Genomic DNA, 17,342 nt, shown 5'->3' on the forward strand with positions numbered 1-17,342 from the left:
CGTTGCACGTTACAATGTGGATGTCTTGATTTTTCTATCTTCATCCAACTATGCAACACTACACTAGCAAAAAAGACTACTCAAGAAAAAAGCGTGAACCTAGCGGTATGGCAAAGTAGATAGCAGACAGCTAAATCTAACGAAATGATAAACTGTAATTAGAAAAATCCCGCTATCTCAGCCCGTTGGCACATCAATATACTATACATTGAAGAAGTAGATAAAAACATATGTCTCACTATGTCCGAATTATTCTAGCCTGCTACACACCTCCTGAGGATCAATCAGTTGTTCGCCAACAGCTTTGTAGTCTCGAGCCTTATAATCATCATAAAGCTTCATGCCGGCCCAGCGACAAATATAGCCCTCCCATAAATCAGCCCAATCTCTAAGCTCTTCTGTGCCAGAAGCGTCTGCAAGCTGCCTAAGACGCATTACGTGAATAGAATGGTAAACATTTACTTGCTCACCACTTATTTGCTTAACAAAATTAGTCGGATATGCAACCTTATCTAGAAATTCAACAGGAATATCAATACTTACTCTTTCGCCTGGTGTAGCTGTTAGCTTGGCCAGTTGAACCCATTCAGCATCCACGGGGGCAGACGATAGTGGATCATAAGAACCAACGTAGATGTCAACAGTAATTTCCATCGTTGTGCTTGCATTAAAATCAAATTCTAATCGGTTGGATTCTGGTGCCGAAGCCATAGAAAGAACAGCATTCAGGCGAGCTGAGGAGCCAGTAATCTCAACTCCATTTTCCATTGGTGTCGTATCTCCCTCAAAGAAATAGGACTGCCAGCGCGATCCCTCTGTAGATTCAACGGGAACAGACGGTTCTCCAGGTATCTCGATGGCTGTATTTTTAAGCGACACTCCTGAACCAGCTGGGTTAATTCGAAGATATACAAATCCCGTAAGTCCATACCTGCTGTTAGCTAAATCCGCTACATCATAAAGATGCAGCATAGCAGCCATGGCTTCTGTGCTTTCTTCAAACAACTCCTGCGCTTTGTCTGAATCTGATATTTCAGCATAGCGATGAACCGACTCGAGGGCGGACTGCCAGCCGTTCAGAATCCAACTATTCGGCTCCTGAGGAACCTCGGCGATCACCGGCCCATGAGCAGAATTATGGAGCACACCGCCTTCCTCGACAGGGATAGTAAGACTTTCAAAGACTCTGTCTGCTGCATCAATCAATGTAGGATCGTTGAGGCGTTCACCAACACGATATAAAATTTCTGCATAGTAACTTTGGGTTAGACCCGAATAGTGTTTATGGTACAAACGGCCTCCTCTCTCAGGTGCAGCATCATACCAAAATACTAGAGCCCCTTTATAATCTTCCATTCTATTTATTGTAGCGTAGGCAACAGTCTTTAACGCTTCTTCAAGTTTTTCATTTGGAGCAGTATCATGCTGCCGAAGGTAATCCCGGAGAACGTATACTCCGTAGATTGGATGAGCCCAGCCATCGTCTCTACCGGGATACCCATCAGACATAAATTCGAATCTATAGAAGTCCTACATTGACTGGAGATTATCACTCAAAGGCGGCATATCAGCTGTTAAACTGCTTGCTTCTGCAGGGTATTCTATAAGCGCACACATAACAAATAGAATGAAGGCATAACCTGCCTTAGTGCGCTGCGCCGGGAAAACTAGCTTAAATATGGAAGGCATGTTAATAAAATCCTTACTATATTATGTGTATTTTAATAAGACTATAGATAGAAATCTTAGTCTTTCAGTATGACCTAAATCTTCATACTCAACAAGACAAGCAACATTTTTCATCTTACCGGTTTTACTCGAGAATCAGCAACAACTCATTTAATAAGCACTCTGTCTGAAAATCTTGCTGTTTTCAGAGGTATTTTATACAAAGAATTTAACTTCTCTAGCATTACCAATCTTAAAGGCCAAAAAATTATTTTCCAAACAATACAACTTTTTTCTTCGCCCTTTTAAAAATAATAGCAAATGCAGAAATAAAACCATATCTTCTAAAAAAAGATATGACTGTCTTTATTTTCGTAGTAAGCGTGCTTTTTTTATTCATTTTTTTGACCAAAACTTCTAATCGAGATATTTTATTTTTATTGACCTCTATTTTTTTAAGGATGCTATCCTCGAATCCAGATAGTTTTTTTTGCGCTTCGTTATGCTTTCTAACTATAAGAGTTTCCAAAGCATTCACTCTGTTAAAATCAGCTATGGACAGAGATTGAGAATAGCTAGTTTCAAAAAGAAGCGTATCTAATTTATCATTCACAAGGGCAGTGTCTATATCTCTAAGATTAGTAATCTTCTTTTCTTCTAATAGTAAATCCTCATAAATACTGTGTATTTTTTTAGTTTGGTCTTCCCAGGAAAACATCTCCTTTAGGTCGCGGGTAATATTATCAGCAAATTTAGCTCGCATACTCAGTACACGTTGAACTGCATCAGCACAAGATGCTGGATTACCTGCTGAAAAAACACTGCCAATATTATGGCTTTCTACAAACTCTTTCATGCTAGCCACATCACTAACAACCATAGGTAATCCCGCTTGCAGGTACTCAAACATCTTGTTTGGCATAGCTACTTCAGCATTTGGATAATGTACAAGTCCGTGAATGCCAACATCTGCAGTTCTTATAAAGGAAGTTACTTGATCACTAGACACATACGGATGTACATGAAAGCGTTCACTTATATTCATATTTTCTGCAAGTTGAATAAGTTCCTCTACATATTTTCCCTGACTAACAAACGCTAAATGCACCCCATCGAGATATGATAGTGATTTTAATATTGTATCACATCCTCGCAAGGGCGTTGCTCCTCCAACAAATACAACAAGCGGGACATCAGTTGGAAGTCCTAGATGGGACCTTATATCATTCGCTGTTTTTGAATAGCTTTCCCTAGGTGGTGCATTGTAAATTACTGTAGGTTTATTAGGCAAAAAATAACGACTTTGGACTTCGTCTGCTAAAGTTTCGCTTACGGTTATTAATTGATCCGCAGTACGTAGGTATTCACGCTCCCAGGCCAAACAAATAGGCATATAAAGTTCAGCAAGTTCTCCCTTTAAGCCAGCTACAAACTCATGTATGTCATGAACCCAAGGAACATCATGGCCACCTATGAGAAGAGCTCTAGAAGCAGCAGCCCCTATTTTCAAACCTACCATATCATGTGAATGAATAATGTCAGGCCTCAGAGAAACTATTTCTGGTATTGTTGTCCTAAGTTGGCCACCAATTAAAAGTCGCAAGTCCCTATTATCTGGTCCCCACAATTTATACCGCTTCAACTGTTGTGAAAAATTCGGCACTAAAACAACCGGGACGCCTTCAACTTCTTTTCTAAGAATTTCAGAACCACTACAAACACCAACAATAGTAGCATCATAGCCTGCAGAAATTGCTGCTTGAGCAGTTTTGATGACTCTACTATCATTTTCAACGGAATTAAAAACCGTTGAAACTATATGTTTTTTACTCATAATACAGTCCTAATAGATACTCATTCATTGACGGCGGTCTCAAGTTCCAATTGCCACACTCTTGGAGAACCCTTGTGTCGCAACAGATTTATTAAGTACTTCGGAGTAAACTTCTACCAGCATTCTCCAGTCCAAAGCTTTACCCACTGTGTATAGAGTAAGCCGGCGGTCTTATCGAGTTCTTCTAGACTGAAGACCGACAGGTCCGTGTCATTTGGTGATACTGCCTCAACTCGCGTTGGTGTTCATAGTGGAATGCTGCCATTGACTATGCAGGTCGGCAAGGTAGATTAATGACCCACCTTCTGAATGATCTCGGTATGCTACGCTATTTCTGTATCAGGCCAAATGTCATGGAACGGCGGAGGAGCGTGGCAGCTCATTGAGCTTGTCGCTGAATCCAACCGGTGATTTTCAACCCAGCTGTCGAAATATTAGTTCTTAATCGGCCTGCTTGTTATTCTTAATTCCTGCACTTTGCTTGGGTTAACCGATAGTCTGAGTTCAGCTCGGACGGCTGATGCCAACAACTTTCTAGCAGCGGTCGCGTTCAAGTAGCTGCGTAGCCAGCTCTTCCGTTTTAGTGTCATGAACTTCTCAGGCAGTGATTCTGCGGCTATCTATGATCATGTAAAGATACCAGTGCTGATCTCATACAATGGAGGCACAATAAATAATATCCCAGTTCCAGACCTAGTTAGGCCCTATAGCCATAACTGGTCGGATCAAGGATTTCGAACGGCCAAGATAGTGCTGCTCAAGATGTTTTCATAACCAAATATATCGACGACTTGGGTGCCGGATAGACACTTTTATCTGCCGGGAAAAGCACAGTTTGAGACCGGATAAAGCTCTAGATACTCGGGACAATGCCAAGTGTTCAAAATCACCGGATCAGTTATTCTGGCTATCTGCCTTGCATCGCCTCTGCAATCAGATCCCCAAAACAGTACCAGCATCAGTCCGCCAACATTCCGCATGCTTTCAATAACGTGATAATAAGGACAGTTTGATAGGGGGACGCACCTCCAAATACGCTTCTCAAAATAGTGAGATGGTTCGTCGATAGGCGTTATTAGTCCTCGTCGCGGTTGAGTTCTTCGCTACATATGAAAGGAGCAACGTTAGACCTCGCAGTTATATTCGGGATGATATAGTCACTCAACCTAGCATAGTGTTGGCTGCAGTATAAGAAACATACTTTCAAGCTCTGGGAAAAATTCTGAGAGAAATTTTTTGAATAGCTTTTATAAAGAATAGTTATCTTGCCAAGTTAATTTTATCGATTATTGTATTTGCATGTGACTTAATATCCATATTGTTCATTAGCCAGCTCATACCATTTTCACCCATTTTTTTTCTATTATAAAAAGGCATTTCTCTAAAGAAAACCATCGCATCAATCAATTCTTCTTTTGAACTTGGAGAGCATCGCACCATACAGTTTTCATCTTCAAAAGGTGCACCTCCATCATTAACAGCGTAAATAACAGGACAGCAAGCTAAGAAATAATCATTAATTTTTGTAGGGCTCACGCCCCATTTGAAAACTTCAGAATCTTTCAGCCCGATATAAGCAACGTCCATTTTACTTAAAAAGTCCCTGACTTGATATCTGTTGACGGGAGTGAGAAAACACACTCTATCGGAAATGCCTAACGAATTAGCTTTTTCCATCAAATTTTCTTTTTCGGGTCCGTCACCCAATATAAAAAGATGTACTCCGAAGCATTTAGGAGAGCCTAGCGCTTCTAAGAGAAGCCCTATATTCGTAGCCTGACCTAAAGCGCCACAATACCCGATGAACATCTTTTTATTATGATCTACACCCAGAATTGCAGAATCATGTGTTTGTGGTAGTTTCTCTATTATTGCTATATCTTCGAATTTAATACCGTTTGGGACATGGAGGAATTTTTCACTCTTCATACCCCTTCTATTTAAATAATTCTTAGCTTTCGAGGGGACTGACAATACAATATCAGAATTACGACAAGCAAAGTCTTCGGCCTTTTGCATCAAATATATAAGAGGGTTATTCTTTGACACATTCATTAAACCAAGAAGGGTAAGAGGCCACAAGTCACGAATATCAAATACTAAAACAGATTTTTTAATCTTAGAAATTAAATAACCTGGATAAATGCAGAAAGGATTGGGCGATGATGCTATCACTACATCCCAATTGTCTTTCCTAACAAATGGTACTCCTATATTGAAAATAAACATATTCAGTATTCGTACGAATTTACTTCCTTTTTTATTTCTAATCACTGGAATCCAAAGAAAATTCACTCCATCAATATTCTCTTTTTTCACATCAGGTTGTTTAAGCCTAGAATGTGAAAAGGAGGCAGAAACAATTGTGACCGAATGCCCCATCTCAACAAACTCTCTCGCAAGGTTATAATTCCTATAAACCATACCATAACCAGGAGAACCTGCATCTTGAGAAATAATCAATATTTTCATCTCAAGTGCTTTTCAAGTACTTTAACAATATTATTTGAAGCAAGACCATTTCCATACAAATTCTTTGAGTAATCTAATTCAGATTTTAAAACCTCTGATGCTAGGCTTGTTATTTTAATTCTATCAGCCCCAGTTAAGATATTGACTCCAGCTTCAACTAATTCAGTCCATTCTGTTTCATCTCGCATTGTGATACACGGTTTATGGAAAAAATATGCTTCTTTCTGTAAACCACCGCTATCAGTAATGACACATCTAGAGTTTTTAATAAGCCAGACCATTTCCAAGTAACCTACTGGATCAATCACAGAAAAATTAACTGAAATCCCCTGCTTTTCAATAATCTGACGTGTTCTCGGATGAAGTGGCACTACAACAGGTGAGACTGAATAATGAATATCGTTAAGTGCTAAGATAATCTCAGATAACCGTACAGGATCGTCGGTATTTTCAGCTCGATGGAGGGTTGCTAAAATAAAATCATCTGGATCTGATTTGTAAGAGGAAGGAACTCTAGACATTGGGGAAAAAAGATGTGCGGCATCTTCCATCACATCACCAACGTTTTCTACATAAACATTTTTTTTTGAAGTGAAACCTTCATTTTTAAGGTTAGCGACCGCTGTGTCCGTGGGGCAAAATAAAATAGAGCTTACTTGATCCGTTAAAATACGATTAATTTCTTCTGGCATTTTCATATTAAAGCTTCTCAAACCTGCTTCAACATGTGCAATCGGAATATGCAGTTTAGACGCAGCAAGTGCACCCGCTAACGTAGAATTAGTATCCCCATACACCAATACATAGTCAGGTTTAGATTCCAGCATTGCTTTTTCTATCTCGATAAGCATTTTACCAGTCATTTCACCATGGTTGCCTCCATGTATATTGAGTTGAAAATGCGGTCTAGGAATTTTCAATTCATCAAAAAATATATCCGACATATTACTGTCGAAATGCTGTCCAGTATGAAGTACTGTTTCTTTCAACAATTCACTTTTTTTAATTTCTTTAGACACGGCTGCAGCTTTAATAAACTGAGGACGTGCACCTACAATAGAGAATATATTCATTAAAAAAATCCTTTATAGAGAAATTTTAGTTTTTGCGAGTAGGTTTCCCAATTGTCGTTTTCAATAAATATTGTGCAATTTATACTTTTTCTATCTCTAGAGGTTTGATCTATAGAATTTATAATTTTGGCTATATGACTAGCCTGTAGAGACGAATCCAACAACCAACCTATCTGCCATTCATCTACTATCTTTTTCATTTCAACCATTGGTGTGCATAGAAGAGGAACACCAGCATTGGGGTACTCCCACAGTTTATTTGGGGTACAATATAAATGATTTAGCCCATGATTCTCATAAGGAATTAAGCCCAAGAAAGCACCCATAGTCCAATGTGCGAGTTCACTTTGAGGTGCTGGAGGTATAATTACACACTTTGGGTAAAAGCAATTCCTTTGCGAGTTAATCCTATCAGCCATTGAGCTTAACTCATTATGTATCCCTCCCCACCCCATTAAAACAAGGGTAGTGTCATCCGAATAAAACTCGGAAGAGTTTACTATGCTTTCGATACCTCTTTTCCTTGCAAAACCACCTTGATATAAAATTATTTTTTGATTTTCTGGAAGCATAGCTTTTTTATGCAACCTGTAATCGTACTCAATTGGTATATTTTTTAAAGTCGCATTTTTAATTATCAATGCTTTAGGAAGGTTTGGATATTTGTCAGCATAAAATTTGGCAATACTTTCATTGATTGTTATAAAGTGGTCAACTAGCGCTTGGAATGAAGAAATTTTCTTTGATATATTTTCCTTACTGTCAGCTTTAATTTGCGCTGTTTCTTCATATATTTCATGCGCATCCCAAATCAACAAACAACCAAGCTTATTTTTAAGCTTTATAGCTGCATCCATTGTTCTTAAGTCATGCGCATGGATAATATCTGGTTCAAACTTTACTACTTTATCATACATAGCTTTAGTTCGGTGCTCATCGTAAACTTTTTTTCTTGTGATTTTGATTAAAAAATTAATTACTTTCAAATAATAAAAATAGAGCTTATTTCTGTAAAAATAAGAGAATAAAAAAAACAGAGGTAAAGCCAAGAGGCCAGTAAAGACAACAAAAATGGGCAAATAAAAGGCTGAAAATAAAAGTACGGCAGCAAACAAGAATAAAGTAAAAAGGAAAATTATTTTGAAATTTTTCCTAAGATATGATGAGACATCATTGTACAGAAAAGCTAAAACACCTACTGTAAATTGCTTAGGTATTAGATCTAGCGTAACCCCTGATTCACGTTTTTTACAATAGCCATTTCTAGTATGATTATCTTCGAATCCAAATATTTTGACCTCGAAGCCAGGTTCCGAAACTGAATCCGCACTTTTAAGTATCCTTCCATCGTTTACTACCGAGTTAAAGCTTAAAACTGCCACTTTTTTTTTCATTTCAACCCCAATTTTCTTTGGAACTCAGAATTGGCACTAACAATCAAAAAGCTCTTTTTTGTCTTAGTTAAAAACTCTAAAAGTTCAGCCTTTTTATAATTGTTTAGCATCACATCCTTGATAACAACTCTTTTATGGCATGTTAAGCAAAAATGCTTTTTCTCACCTATTACAACACTAGTTATCTTGGCACTAGAACTGTCATTGGAAAGCGTATTTTTTACGTCTTTTATAAGGCTCGAAAAGTCGGCTGGACTTATTACAGCATGCTTTGCGTTCATTATTAACGGTATGTATCTTCGACCATTACCTTCAAAAGTTTTCTCACTTTCCAAATTGTAACTGATTCTATAATATGCAAACATAACTAAGCGCGTAAAAGAAAACACATACCTGAGTAAAAATACTAAAAGTACTATGAGTGCTGGGTCATAAATATCGTGGTTAACTTGGTATGCAAGGGAAACTGCAGGCATTATTAACGTAGCTGAAGCTAGACCACTTATAAGCAAGCCTAGCTTAAAAGGCACCACTTCTTCAGATACGGCTTTATTAAAATAGCTTAATAAGAAAGCTAGTATTGAAACAGATATCACGACGCTTAATAATGCCACACCCGCCAAAAGCATAGAAAAAAAAGACATCAGCATAACTGAAATACAAACCACAACGCTTGGTGGTATAAAAAGCAGGAAGAAGGTCCTAACAGCTGAAAAACTGTGCTGCTTATAACTATTTACAATAGAGTTTATCTCTTTTTTAACTCTAGTATTTCGATAACACAAATTTATAGTTCTTTTAAGATTATAATTTGTATTTTTTATCAATGAATACATCATAGATGAACAGATAAGGAAGAGTACCGATAAGAAAAGATATACATTAGGATTTATGTCAAACCAGCGCTCTAAAAACCCATTACCACCATTAATGAATGAAACTACACAAACAAAAGAAAAGGCATTCAATATGCTAGTTGCTGAATTTGTTAGGCCTAAGAAAAACGAAACTTTTAATGCTGGGAGATAATTTAAACCTAGCGACTTTATTAATGTTAGCATTTTATCTTCTTATCTTTTCTAAAATTTTTAAGGTCGTAGCCTTCAAGCCATCCCGTTGAATACTAGCTATAACTTTATTGACTGATTTTTTTACCGCCCTATTATTCTTGTTATTTTGTTTGTACTTTACTTTTCCACTATTTAAATAACTAAATATCTTCACATAATCTCTATTAGTTTTTATATGTTTGTATGCATATATAAGGGATGGCAAGACTTTTCTTGGATGATGGTGGTTAAGATAATATTTCCTTCCCTCGGCAGATAACCTCTGTCGATAAGATGGGTTATTTATTAAATATTCAAGTACAGTTTGTATGTTTTTAGGATCGGCAACCATCACAGGCTTTTCTAAAGGCAAATAATGACGTAAATCGCTTCTCACATAAGAAACTACAGGTTTTCCTAATGCCATCGCTTCTACCGCTAAAACCCCAAACCAGCCAATCCTCAATTGATCTACAATTATATCTGCCTTCTTATATATTTCAATTGCTTCTTTATTGTTCAACTTTTCAACTAAAATGAATTCTATACTATACCCTTTGCTTTTCAAGGCTGTAATAGCTGACTCAATATAATCGGTGCCTTTAATTGCTCTATTTGAAGGAGCGTGGACTATCTTAATATGTGCTTGAGCAGCAGACGGATTTATGTCGGCCAAACTCAAGCTATCTTCATTTAAGTCTTTAATAACTCTAGGTACAATTATGGAGTGTGGCGCGTATGTTTGTAATTCTGGATCTACAACAAAAATTCTATCCGCGATGGCGTTAACAACCTCATAGAATTTTTTCTGCGACAATACATTATATTTTCCGAAAACGTTGTTCGGATTTTCTTGAATATAATTAAACTCATTATACTGAAAAACATTTTTTCGCCGGGCTTCTCCGCCACGATAGTGAAAAAACACTCTTTTATTCTCTAAACTTGCTACAAATAAATCTATCGCACTTGGGTAACTAAGCGCTTGATTATAAAAGAAAGTACGGCTGTGATAATGCAATACATCGTAATTTTTTATCACCTTTAAAAAATTATCAACACTTTCTTTGCCATATTTTTGTTCAGATTCGACTATATCATACTCATAGCCATAATCATGCTCCGAGATTACTAAGCTTTTGCTAAAAAGATTATAGTTTGATAACTCACTTGAGAGCGTGTTAGGTTGTCCAGCAGATATAGTGGGGAGTTGAAGCACTGATTTAACATCATGATTGCTAAATTTGTTTTTTTTGAAGTGCTCATAAATATCGATTATTTTAATTTCTTCTTTTTCCCAACAATAAGACTCAGATATGGCTTTTAATTTATTAGATAGTTGCGAGTGATTCGATATACATAGGTTAATAGCTTCACATAATGACTTTGGGTCACCATCTTTAAAAACAACTCCACATTGTTTTTCTTCCACAAAAGCTTCCATTGCCTCATTGTTACTAACGACAACAGGCACACCAGCACTTATATACTCAAACAGCTTGTTAGGCAGTGCTATTTCTGCATTTGGATATTTTCTTATCGGATGAATTCCAAAATCCGCAGTGCGTAAATATGATATGAGATTGTCATATTTAACGTAAGGTAAAAAATGCACTCTGTTGGTAATTTTTAATTCAAGAACTCTATTTTTAATTTTTTCTACATAGCTATTATTAGAATTAGTAATTATAGCAACATGTAAGCCTTTCAATTGATCCAAAGCTTCGATTATTAAATCAACGCCTCTGACCTCTTTTACATTGCCACAATAGACCCCAAGCCTTTCATCCTGTTTTAAACAGAGGTCACTTCTTACATCTTTATAAAACAATGGGTCAAAGGAAGATATCCGCGGAGAATTATGAATCACAATGGGTTTTTTATTGAGATCAAGGTCATGCTTAAGTTTACTAGACAAGGCTTCAGAAACGCAGGTTAAAGCATTGGGCCTTTTGATATATTTTTTTTCTTGTTCATAAAAAAAATTACGGGTGCTTATATCTAAATCGGTTAATCCAGACACATACTCATGGATATCATGAATCCATGACCACTTATAATCTGGCAACATATCAGTAATTTTTCCGCCTACTGATATACCAACCATATCATGTGTATGTAAGAAGTCGATTTTTTCATCTTCTATAAATTTTATAACAGACTGGCTAACTATATCGGTATATACACTATAATCAACTACTCCTTTTGGCTTCCACTCTATACCTTGCTCTATTAACTCGTGCTTCGGGTGTGGTAACAAGTATACAGGATAAGTATATCCTTCTATAACTTCTACTTTCTTTTTGGGGCCAATGCCTATTAAAAATAAATCAAAACCTTTCTTTTTTAGCGTATCTGCTGTTTTAATAACTCGTGAATCGCCAACTATTCCATTCGCAACAAACATACAAATCTTATGATTACTATTATCAATATAGCTTTCGTCAAACAAAAATTCCATAAACTACTTCCTCGAAAACTTTGGCTTAAAACTAATACTTAAAACTTAGTTTCTATAAATTTGCTAATTTTATCTGTCACAAAGTCAATATCATCTGCTTTAACATAAGGCCCAAAAGGCAAGGAAAGAACTTTATTTGCCGCCCGATCACCTATTTCTAAACAAGCTTTCTCATCAAATACTGGCTGTTTATTAAGCGGTATCGGATAGTGTACTGCCGTAGGTATATTATTTTCTTTTAGAAAGGATGCCAAACCATCTCTATCGTCAACTTTTATTGTATATTGGGCCCATGCACTTATATTATACTCATGCTTAAAGGGTGTTCCAATTTGTTCACTTTTAGCTAATCTCGAATTATACATATCAGCTGCTTTGTTTCTCGCAGCTATTTCATCAGGCAAGATCTCTAATTTCGGCAACAAAATTGATGCTTGTAATGTATCTAATCGACTATTTACACCGATGCGAATATGGTGATAACGCTTATCTTGACCATGCCGGGCAATCTGTCGCATCACCTTGGCAAGCTCATCGTCATTGGTGAAAATGGCTCCGCCATCACCATAACAACCTAAGGGCTTGCTTGGAAAAAAACTCGTTGTTGCAATAGTGCTTAAATTACAGGACTTCTTACCCTTATAAGATGCCCCAAAGCTTTGGGCTGCATCTTCAATAACAGGTATGCCGTACTTTTCTGCTATCGCATTAATTCTATCAAAATCAGCGCACTGCCCGTATAGGGATACAGGTATAATAGCTTTCGTTTTAGGTGTAATAGCTTCTTCAAGCTTATCAGGGTCTAAATTATATGTTTTCTCGTCAATATCAACATAAACAGGTTTAGCCCCAAGCAAGGCGACTGTTTCAGCTGTTGCTATATAGGTAAACCCTGGAGTAATAACCTCATCACCAGGACCAATGCCTAACGCCATTTGAGCTATCTGAAGCGCATCAGTACCGTTAGCAACGGTTATACAGTATTTTGACCCGGTAAATTCGGCAAGTTTTTGTTCAAGCTCGTCTACTTCCGGACCCAGAATGTACTTACCATGTGCCAACACTTTCTGGATGTTAGCGTCGATCTTGTCTTTGATTCGGGCTTGTTGGGCGGCCAGGTCGATGAACTGCATGTCTGATTAACCTTCGAATAAAGTGTTTTGCTAGGGCTATCTACTACTCAAGCTTTGGAGAGCTGCCCGCTTTTTAGCTGATACTTGGTACCTGTATGAGAGCAAACCGTTTCACCCTCCCCTCTAACAGGCAAATCCAACTGCTCACCAAACTCACTCATCCAGCCAATCTGCTTGGCTGGCACGCCTACCACCAGAGCATAGTCAGGTACGTCTTTATTAACGACTGCCCCTGCGCCGATGAAGGCATAGCGGCCAATAGTTACGCCACATACGATTGTACAATTGGCTCCCAGGCTAGCCCCTCGTCGGACGATGGTATCGAGGTACTCATCCTTCCGCTCAATCAGCGAGCGGGGGTTGTAGACGTTGGTGAACACCATGCTGGGACCACAAAATACGCCTTCTTCCAGGTGGACGTTGTCATATACCGAGACATTGTTCTGGATTTTGCAGTTGTCACCAATAGTGACTTTATTACCCACGAACACGCCTTGTCCCATTGAGACGTTTTGGCCTATTTTGGCGCCGCCGCATACGTGCACAAAGTGCCATACACGTGAGCCTTCACCAATTTGGGCACCTTCGTCGACAATAGCACTAGGATGAATGTTTACAGCCATTTTGAATCCTGCTCCATTGTTATTTTATGAGCTTATTTAAAAACGGGTGGCCCTCGTTGGGTTCTGGCTTCTCCGGCATGGCATTACGGATGACATTGACGGTTTCTACACAATGGCGGGCGTCTTCTATCCCGTAACCGCGGCCTGCCAGTATTTCCTGGTAGCTGATGGTATGCAGATCCGTAAAGCCACCGGAAAACTCGATCTGATCACCCTGACAGGTAATAGAACGGTAGGTAGGCTGCTTGCCTTTTACGCTGTCGGGTAAATCATTTGCATCAATTGAGAGGAACCAGGGCACCCGGGCTTTTTCGTATTCCAGGTAACCAGCGGCCTTATAGTCATTGGCATAGTGAAGCACGTTCTTCTGCAACTTACCGAAGATAAAGTGCAGCATATCGAAGAAGTGAACGCCGATATTGGTGGCTACACCGAATGACTTGCGCGGATCGCCTTTCCAGCTTTCCATGTACCACTTACCGCGAGAGGTGATATAGGTTAACTCCACCTCATACTTTTCCTGGCGGTTTTCGCTGGCTACCTTGTCTTTCAGGTCCAGAATTGCTTGGTGATGACGCAACTGCAGGATGTTGTAAACCCGCTTGCCCGTTTCCTTTTCAATCTGCGCCAGTTCGTCCAGCAGCTCCGGTGTCGGCACCAGCGGTTTTTCACAAATCACGTCACAACCCAAACGCAAGCCTGCTGCGATGTGGGCATGGTGAAGGTAATTCGGGGAGCAAACGGCCACATAATTCAGCGCGGTTTCAGGATTGCGCTTGAGCTGCCATGCGTGTTCCTGGAAGCGCTCGAATTCGGTAAAGAACTCACTGGCCGGAGAAATACTATCGATGATACCCACGGAGTCATTGGTGTCGTACGCAATGCTCAGGTGGTTATCGGTTTCTTTAATGGCTTTCATGTGGCGTGGGGCGATGTAGCCCGCTGCGCCGATAAGAGCAAAGTTCTTCATGGTTAACTTCCGTTTCAGATCAGGCTTTGATGACGTTGGCAGCTGGTTCACGGTATCTACCGCGACTATCGATAATCAGTTGAGCTTTGGACTTAATCAGGTCGTAGTCAAAATCAGTATGATCAGTGGCCAGCACGACGGCATCGTACTCTGCAAGTGACTCCGCCGTTAGCTCTACACTTGAGAGATCAAAGTGGTGCTCGCGCATTTTCGGGAAGACGGCCACGTGGGGGTCGCTGTAAGCTACCAGTGCGCCTTTAGCCTGCAAAAGCTCCATAATAGTGACGGAAGGTGATTCCCTCATGTCATCCACATTCTTTTTATAGGCAATGCCAAGCACCAGCACTTTGCTGTTCTTCAGTGGCTTGCCAGCGTCGTTAAGCCCATCCATCAGCTTATTGACGACGTATTCCGGCATAGCCTGATTGACCTCACCTGAAAGCTCGATAAAGCGAGTATGCAGGCCATATTCACGCGCTTTCCAGGTCAGGTAAAACGGATCAATGGGAATGCAGTGACCGCCTAGGCCCGGCCCCGGATAATAAGCGGTAAAACCGAACGGCTTGGTGGCCGCGGCGTCAATGACTTCGAATAAGTCGATGCCCATTCGGTCTGCTACGACTTTCATCTCGTTGACCAAGCCGATGTTGACTGCACGATGAATATTTTCCAGCAGCTTGGTCATTTCTGCCGCTTTAGTGGTGCTTACAGGAACAACCTGGTCAATGGCTTGTTCGTATAGCGCCATTCCGGCCTCAAGACAATGAGGCGTATGCCCACCCAACACCTTGGGTATTGTACGAGTCTCAAAATCTGGATTGCCGGGGTCTTCTCGCTCAGGTGAATAGACCAGGAAGATATTTTCCCCAACGGTGAGGGTTGCGTTCTGAACACGTGGGAGCAGTTCTTCTTCGGTAGTACCTGGATAGGTAGTACTCTCGAGCGAAATAACCTGACCTTCGCGGAAGTAAGGTTGGAGCGCTTCTGTCGTATCAACCACAAAGCTGATATCGGGCTCGCGGTACTTATTCAAAGGTGTAGGTACGCAGAGGATGAGAGCATCACACTCACTAGCACGGCCGAAATCCGTTGTGGCTTCAAAACCTGAGGTTGTTGCTTTTTTAATTTTATCTGAGTTTATATGTTCTATATAACTTTTACCTGAATTTAATGCATCGACTTTATCTTTATCTATATCGATGCCTAGAACGTTAAAGCCTATATCGTTATAGCGTAACATTAGTGGCAACCCGACATAGCCCAGGCCCACAATTCCAATGACTGCTTTCTTGTCGCCAAACAGTTCAATCAGTTTTTCTTTGTGACTCATGAAACTTCCTTTTAATTTCAAGATTTGCAATTCGCGATTTTTAGGCACGCTACCGCCCAGGGATATTCCGGACGCATTCCCATGCCCTAATGTAGATATATGCCACGTGTTGCGTCCCGCTATGCGGTCAGTAATCACTCACACACAAGGCAATTGAAAATTGATCGGCATGATACATTTTCTTAATGGCAGGCACCACGTAAACAAGCGCTGGGCTCTGTACCGCCAGAGGTGAACGATTGTAGCTGGCCTGATCGCTCGATAAGTCTGGCTCCTGCAACCACCTTTGGACTTTCATTCAGCTTCTAGCTTCCAGCCGCGAAGCGGCGCTCTTCCAGCTTCAAGCTTGCCCTGAAAGGGCGGCCCGGAGGGCTTCTTCCCACCGGCTATCACGCTGGCCACAGACGATAAAGAACGGGTTGAGCACGCTTTCCTGCTGGTTGCAGCGTAGCGGCTCTAGGGTCTCAGCATTGAGCACCTCGCCACCGGCAGCGGTGACCACGGCCTGGGCGGCGGCGGTGTCCCATTCAGAGGTGGGAGCAAGCCTCGGATAAAGGTCGGCGTTGCCTTCGGCTACCAGGCACAGCTTGATGGAGCTGCCCATCGAGACGCACTCATGGGCAGGCAAGCCGCTGCAGAAGGCTTCAAAAACTTCAGCGCCGTGGCGGCGGCTACCCACCACCTTCCAGGGGGCCGTTTCGGGGTCAGGCAGTTCACGCACTTGAATATTGATGTAGATGCCCTGGGCGATCTTGAACACCTCACCGCCTACCTGCCCTACCCAGGTGGTTTGCAGCACCGGCGCGTAGACGATGCCGAATACCGGCACGCCATTTTCGATAAGCGCTACATTCAGGGTAAATTCGCCATTCTTGCTAACGAACTCCTTAGTGCCGTCCAACGGGTCGACCAGCCAATAGCGCTGCCAGGTTTGGCGAGTAGCAAACGGTATCTCGGCGGACTCTTCAGAGAGCACCGGCACACCAGGAGTGACCTCTTCTAGCAGTGCGATCAGCGCATGGTGTGCGGCCATATCGGCCTCAGTGAGCGGGCTGTGGTCGGCCTTGGTCTCGACCGAGAAATCCTGCTCATAAATCGCCATTACCTCACGCCCGGCGGCGTGTACGCCCTCAATCAGTCGGGCGCGTCGTTCATTCGTGATAAAAGCAGTCACAGAAGATCCTTAGGTAAAAGAAATAAGAAGGAAGAAGGAAGTATCTCTTACCTCTTACCTCTTACCTCTTACCTCTTACCTCTTACCTCTTACCTCTTACCTCTTACCTCTTACCTCTTACCTCTTACCTCTTACTTCTGACTTCTTACCTCTTCAGCCGC

The 17,342-nt window shown here is 40.7% G+C and carries 12 protein-coding genes; all 12 read right to left on the reverse strand.

Annotated elements, in window-relative coordinates; translation table 11 throughout:
- Positions 1 to 249: 249 nt before the first annotated feature.
- Positions 250 to 1,509, reverse strand: a complete 1,260-nt coding sequence (locus GA0071314_RS12735; protein ID WP_074396993.1) for a D-glucuronyl C5-epimerase family protein — start codon at positions 1,507 to 1,509, stop codon at positions 250 to 252.
- A gap of 427 nt (positions 1,510 to 1,936) precedes the next feature.
- On the reverse strand, positions 1,937 to 3,502 hold the full coding sequence (locus GA0071314_RS12740; RefSeq protein ID WP_074396994.1) for a glycosyltransferase family 4 protein: 1,566 nt from the start codon (positions 3,500 to 3,502) through the stop codon (positions 1,937 to 1,939).
- A gap of 1,260 nt (positions 3,503 to 4,762) precedes the next feature.
- Positions 4,763 to 5,974, reverse strand: a complete 1,212-nt coding sequence (locus GA0071314_RS12745; protein WP_074396995.1) for a glycosyltransferase family 4 protein — start codon at positions 5,972 to 5,974, stop codon at positions 4,763 to 4,765.
- Positions 5,971 to 7,047, reverse strand: coding sequence for a non-hydrolyzing UDP-N-acetylglucosamine 2-epimerase (wecB, locus tag GA0071314_RS12750; protein WP_074396996.1), 1,077 nt, complete (start codon positions 7,045 to 7,047; stop codon positions 5,971 to 5,973). The genes GA0071314_RS12745 and wecB overlap by 4 nt, the downstream gene beginning before the upstream one ends.
- On the reverse strand, positions 7,047 to 8,441 hold the full coding sequence (locus tag GA0071314_RS12755) for a hypothetical protein (protein ID WP_074396997.1): 1,395 nt from the start codon (positions 8,439 to 8,441) through the stop codon (positions 7,047 to 7,049). The genes wecB and GA0071314_RS12755 overlap by 1 nt, the downstream gene beginning before the upstream one ends.
- Positions 8,438 to 9,502, reverse strand: a complete 1,065-nt coding sequence (locus GA0071314_RS19515; RefSeq protein ID WP_156524118.1) for a hypothetical protein — start codon at positions 9,500 to 9,502, stop codon at positions 8,438 to 8,440. Before GA0071314_RS19515 ends, GA0071314_RS12755 begins: the two co-directional genes overlap by 4 nt.
- A 1-nt stretch (position 9,503) precedes the next feature.
- The gene (locus GA0071314_RS12765; RefSeq protein WP_074396999.1) at positions 9,504 to 11,951 is read right to left on the reverse strand and encodes a glycosyltransferase family 4 protein; all 2,448 of its coding nucleotides are present in this window, start codon (positions 11,949 to 11,951) and stop codon (positions 9,504 to 9,506) included.
- A gap of 38 nt (positions 11,952 to 11,989) precedes the next feature.
- On the reverse strand, positions 11,990 to 13,084 hold the full coding sequence (locus tag GA0071314_RS12770) for a DegT/DnrJ/EryC1/StrS family aminotransferase (protein WP_074397000.1): 1,095 nt from the start codon (positions 13,082 to 13,084) through the stop codon (positions 11,990 to 11,992).
- Positions 13,085 to 13,131: 47 nt separating this feature from the next.
- Positions 13,132 to 13,707 carry an acyltransferase gene (locus tag GA0071314_RS12775; protein WP_074397001.1) on the reverse strand — a complete coding sequence of 192 codons (576 nt, stop codon included), beginning with the start codon at positions 13,705 to 13,707 and terminating at the stop codon, positions 13,132 to 13,134.
- A gap of 19 nt (positions 13,708 to 13,726) precedes the next feature.
- Positions 13,727 to 14,677 (reverse strand): Gfo/Idh/MocA family oxidoreductase, encoded by a 951-nt coding sequence (locus GA0071314_RS12780; RefSeq protein ID WP_074397002.1) that lies wholly within the window; start codon positions 14,675 to 14,677, stop codon positions 13,727 to 13,729.
- A gap of 19 nt (positions 14,678 to 14,696) precedes the next feature.
- Positions 14,697 to 16,007, reverse strand: coding sequence for a UDP-N-acetyl-D-glucosamine 6-dehydrogenase (gene wbpA / locus GA0071314_RS12785; protein ID WP_074397003.1), 1,311 nt, complete (start codon positions 16,005 to 16,007; stop codon positions 14,697 to 14,699).
- A gap of 340 nt (positions 16,008 to 16,347) precedes the next feature.
- On the reverse strand, positions 16,348 to 17,181 hold the full coding sequence (cysQ, locus tag GA0071314_RS12790) for a 3'(2'),5'-bisphosphate nucleotidase CysQ (RefSeq protein ID WP_074397004.1): 834 nt from the start codon (positions 17,179 to 17,181) through the stop codon (positions 16,348 to 16,350).
- Positions 17,182 to 17,342 lie beyond the last annotated feature (161 nt).

This window comes from Halomonas sp. HL-93 (genome assembly GCF_900086985.1).
Taxonomy (GTDB): Bacteria; Pseudomonadota; Gammaproteobacteria; order Pseudomonadales; family Halomonadaceae; genus Vreelandella.

Coding starts and splice junctions, on each gene's coding strand:
- GA0071314_RS12735 (WP_074396993.1), bottom strand. CDS start 1,509: ATGTCTGATGGGTATCCCGGTAGAGACGATGGCTGGGCTCATCCAATC.
- GA0071314_RS12740 (WP_074396994.1), bottom strand. CDS start 3,502: ATGAGTAAAAAACATATAGTTTCAACGGTTTTTAATTCCGTTGAAAAT.
- GA0071314_RS12745 (WP_074396995.1), bottom strand. CDS start 5,974: ATGAAAATATTGATTATTTCTCAAGATGCAGGTTCTCCTGGTTATGGT.
- wecB (WP_074396996.1), bottom strand. CDS start 7,047: ATGAATATATTCTCTATTGTAGGTGCACGTCCTCAGTTTATTAAAGCT.
- GA0071314_RS12755 (WP_074396997.1), bottom strand. CDS start 8,441: ATGAAAAAAAAAGTGGCAGTTTTAAGCTTTAACTCGGTAGTAAACGAT.
- GA0071314_RS19515 (WP_156524118.1), bottom strand. CDS start 9,502: ATGCTAACATTAATAAAGTCGCTAGGTTTAAATTATCTCCCAGCATTA.
- GA0071314_RS12765 (WP_074396999.1), bottom strand. CDS start 11,951: ATGGAATTTTTGTTTGACGAAAGCTATATTGATAATAGTAATCATAAG.
- GA0071314_RS12770 (WP_074397000.1), bottom strand. CDS start 13,084: ATGCAGTTCATCGACCTGGCCGCCCAACAAGCCCGAATCAAAGACAAG.
- GA0071314_RS12775 (WP_074397001.1), bottom strand. CDS start 13,707: ATGGCTGTAAACATTCATCCTAGTGCTATTGTCGACGAAGGTGCCCAA.
- GA0071314_RS12780 (WP_074397002.1), bottom strand. CDS start 14,677: ATGAAGAACTTTGCTCTTATCGGCGCAGCGGGCTACATCGCCCCACGC.
- wbpA (WP_074397003.1), bottom strand. CDS start 16,007: ATGAGTCACAAAGAAAAACTGATTGAACTGTTTGGCGACAAGAAAGCA.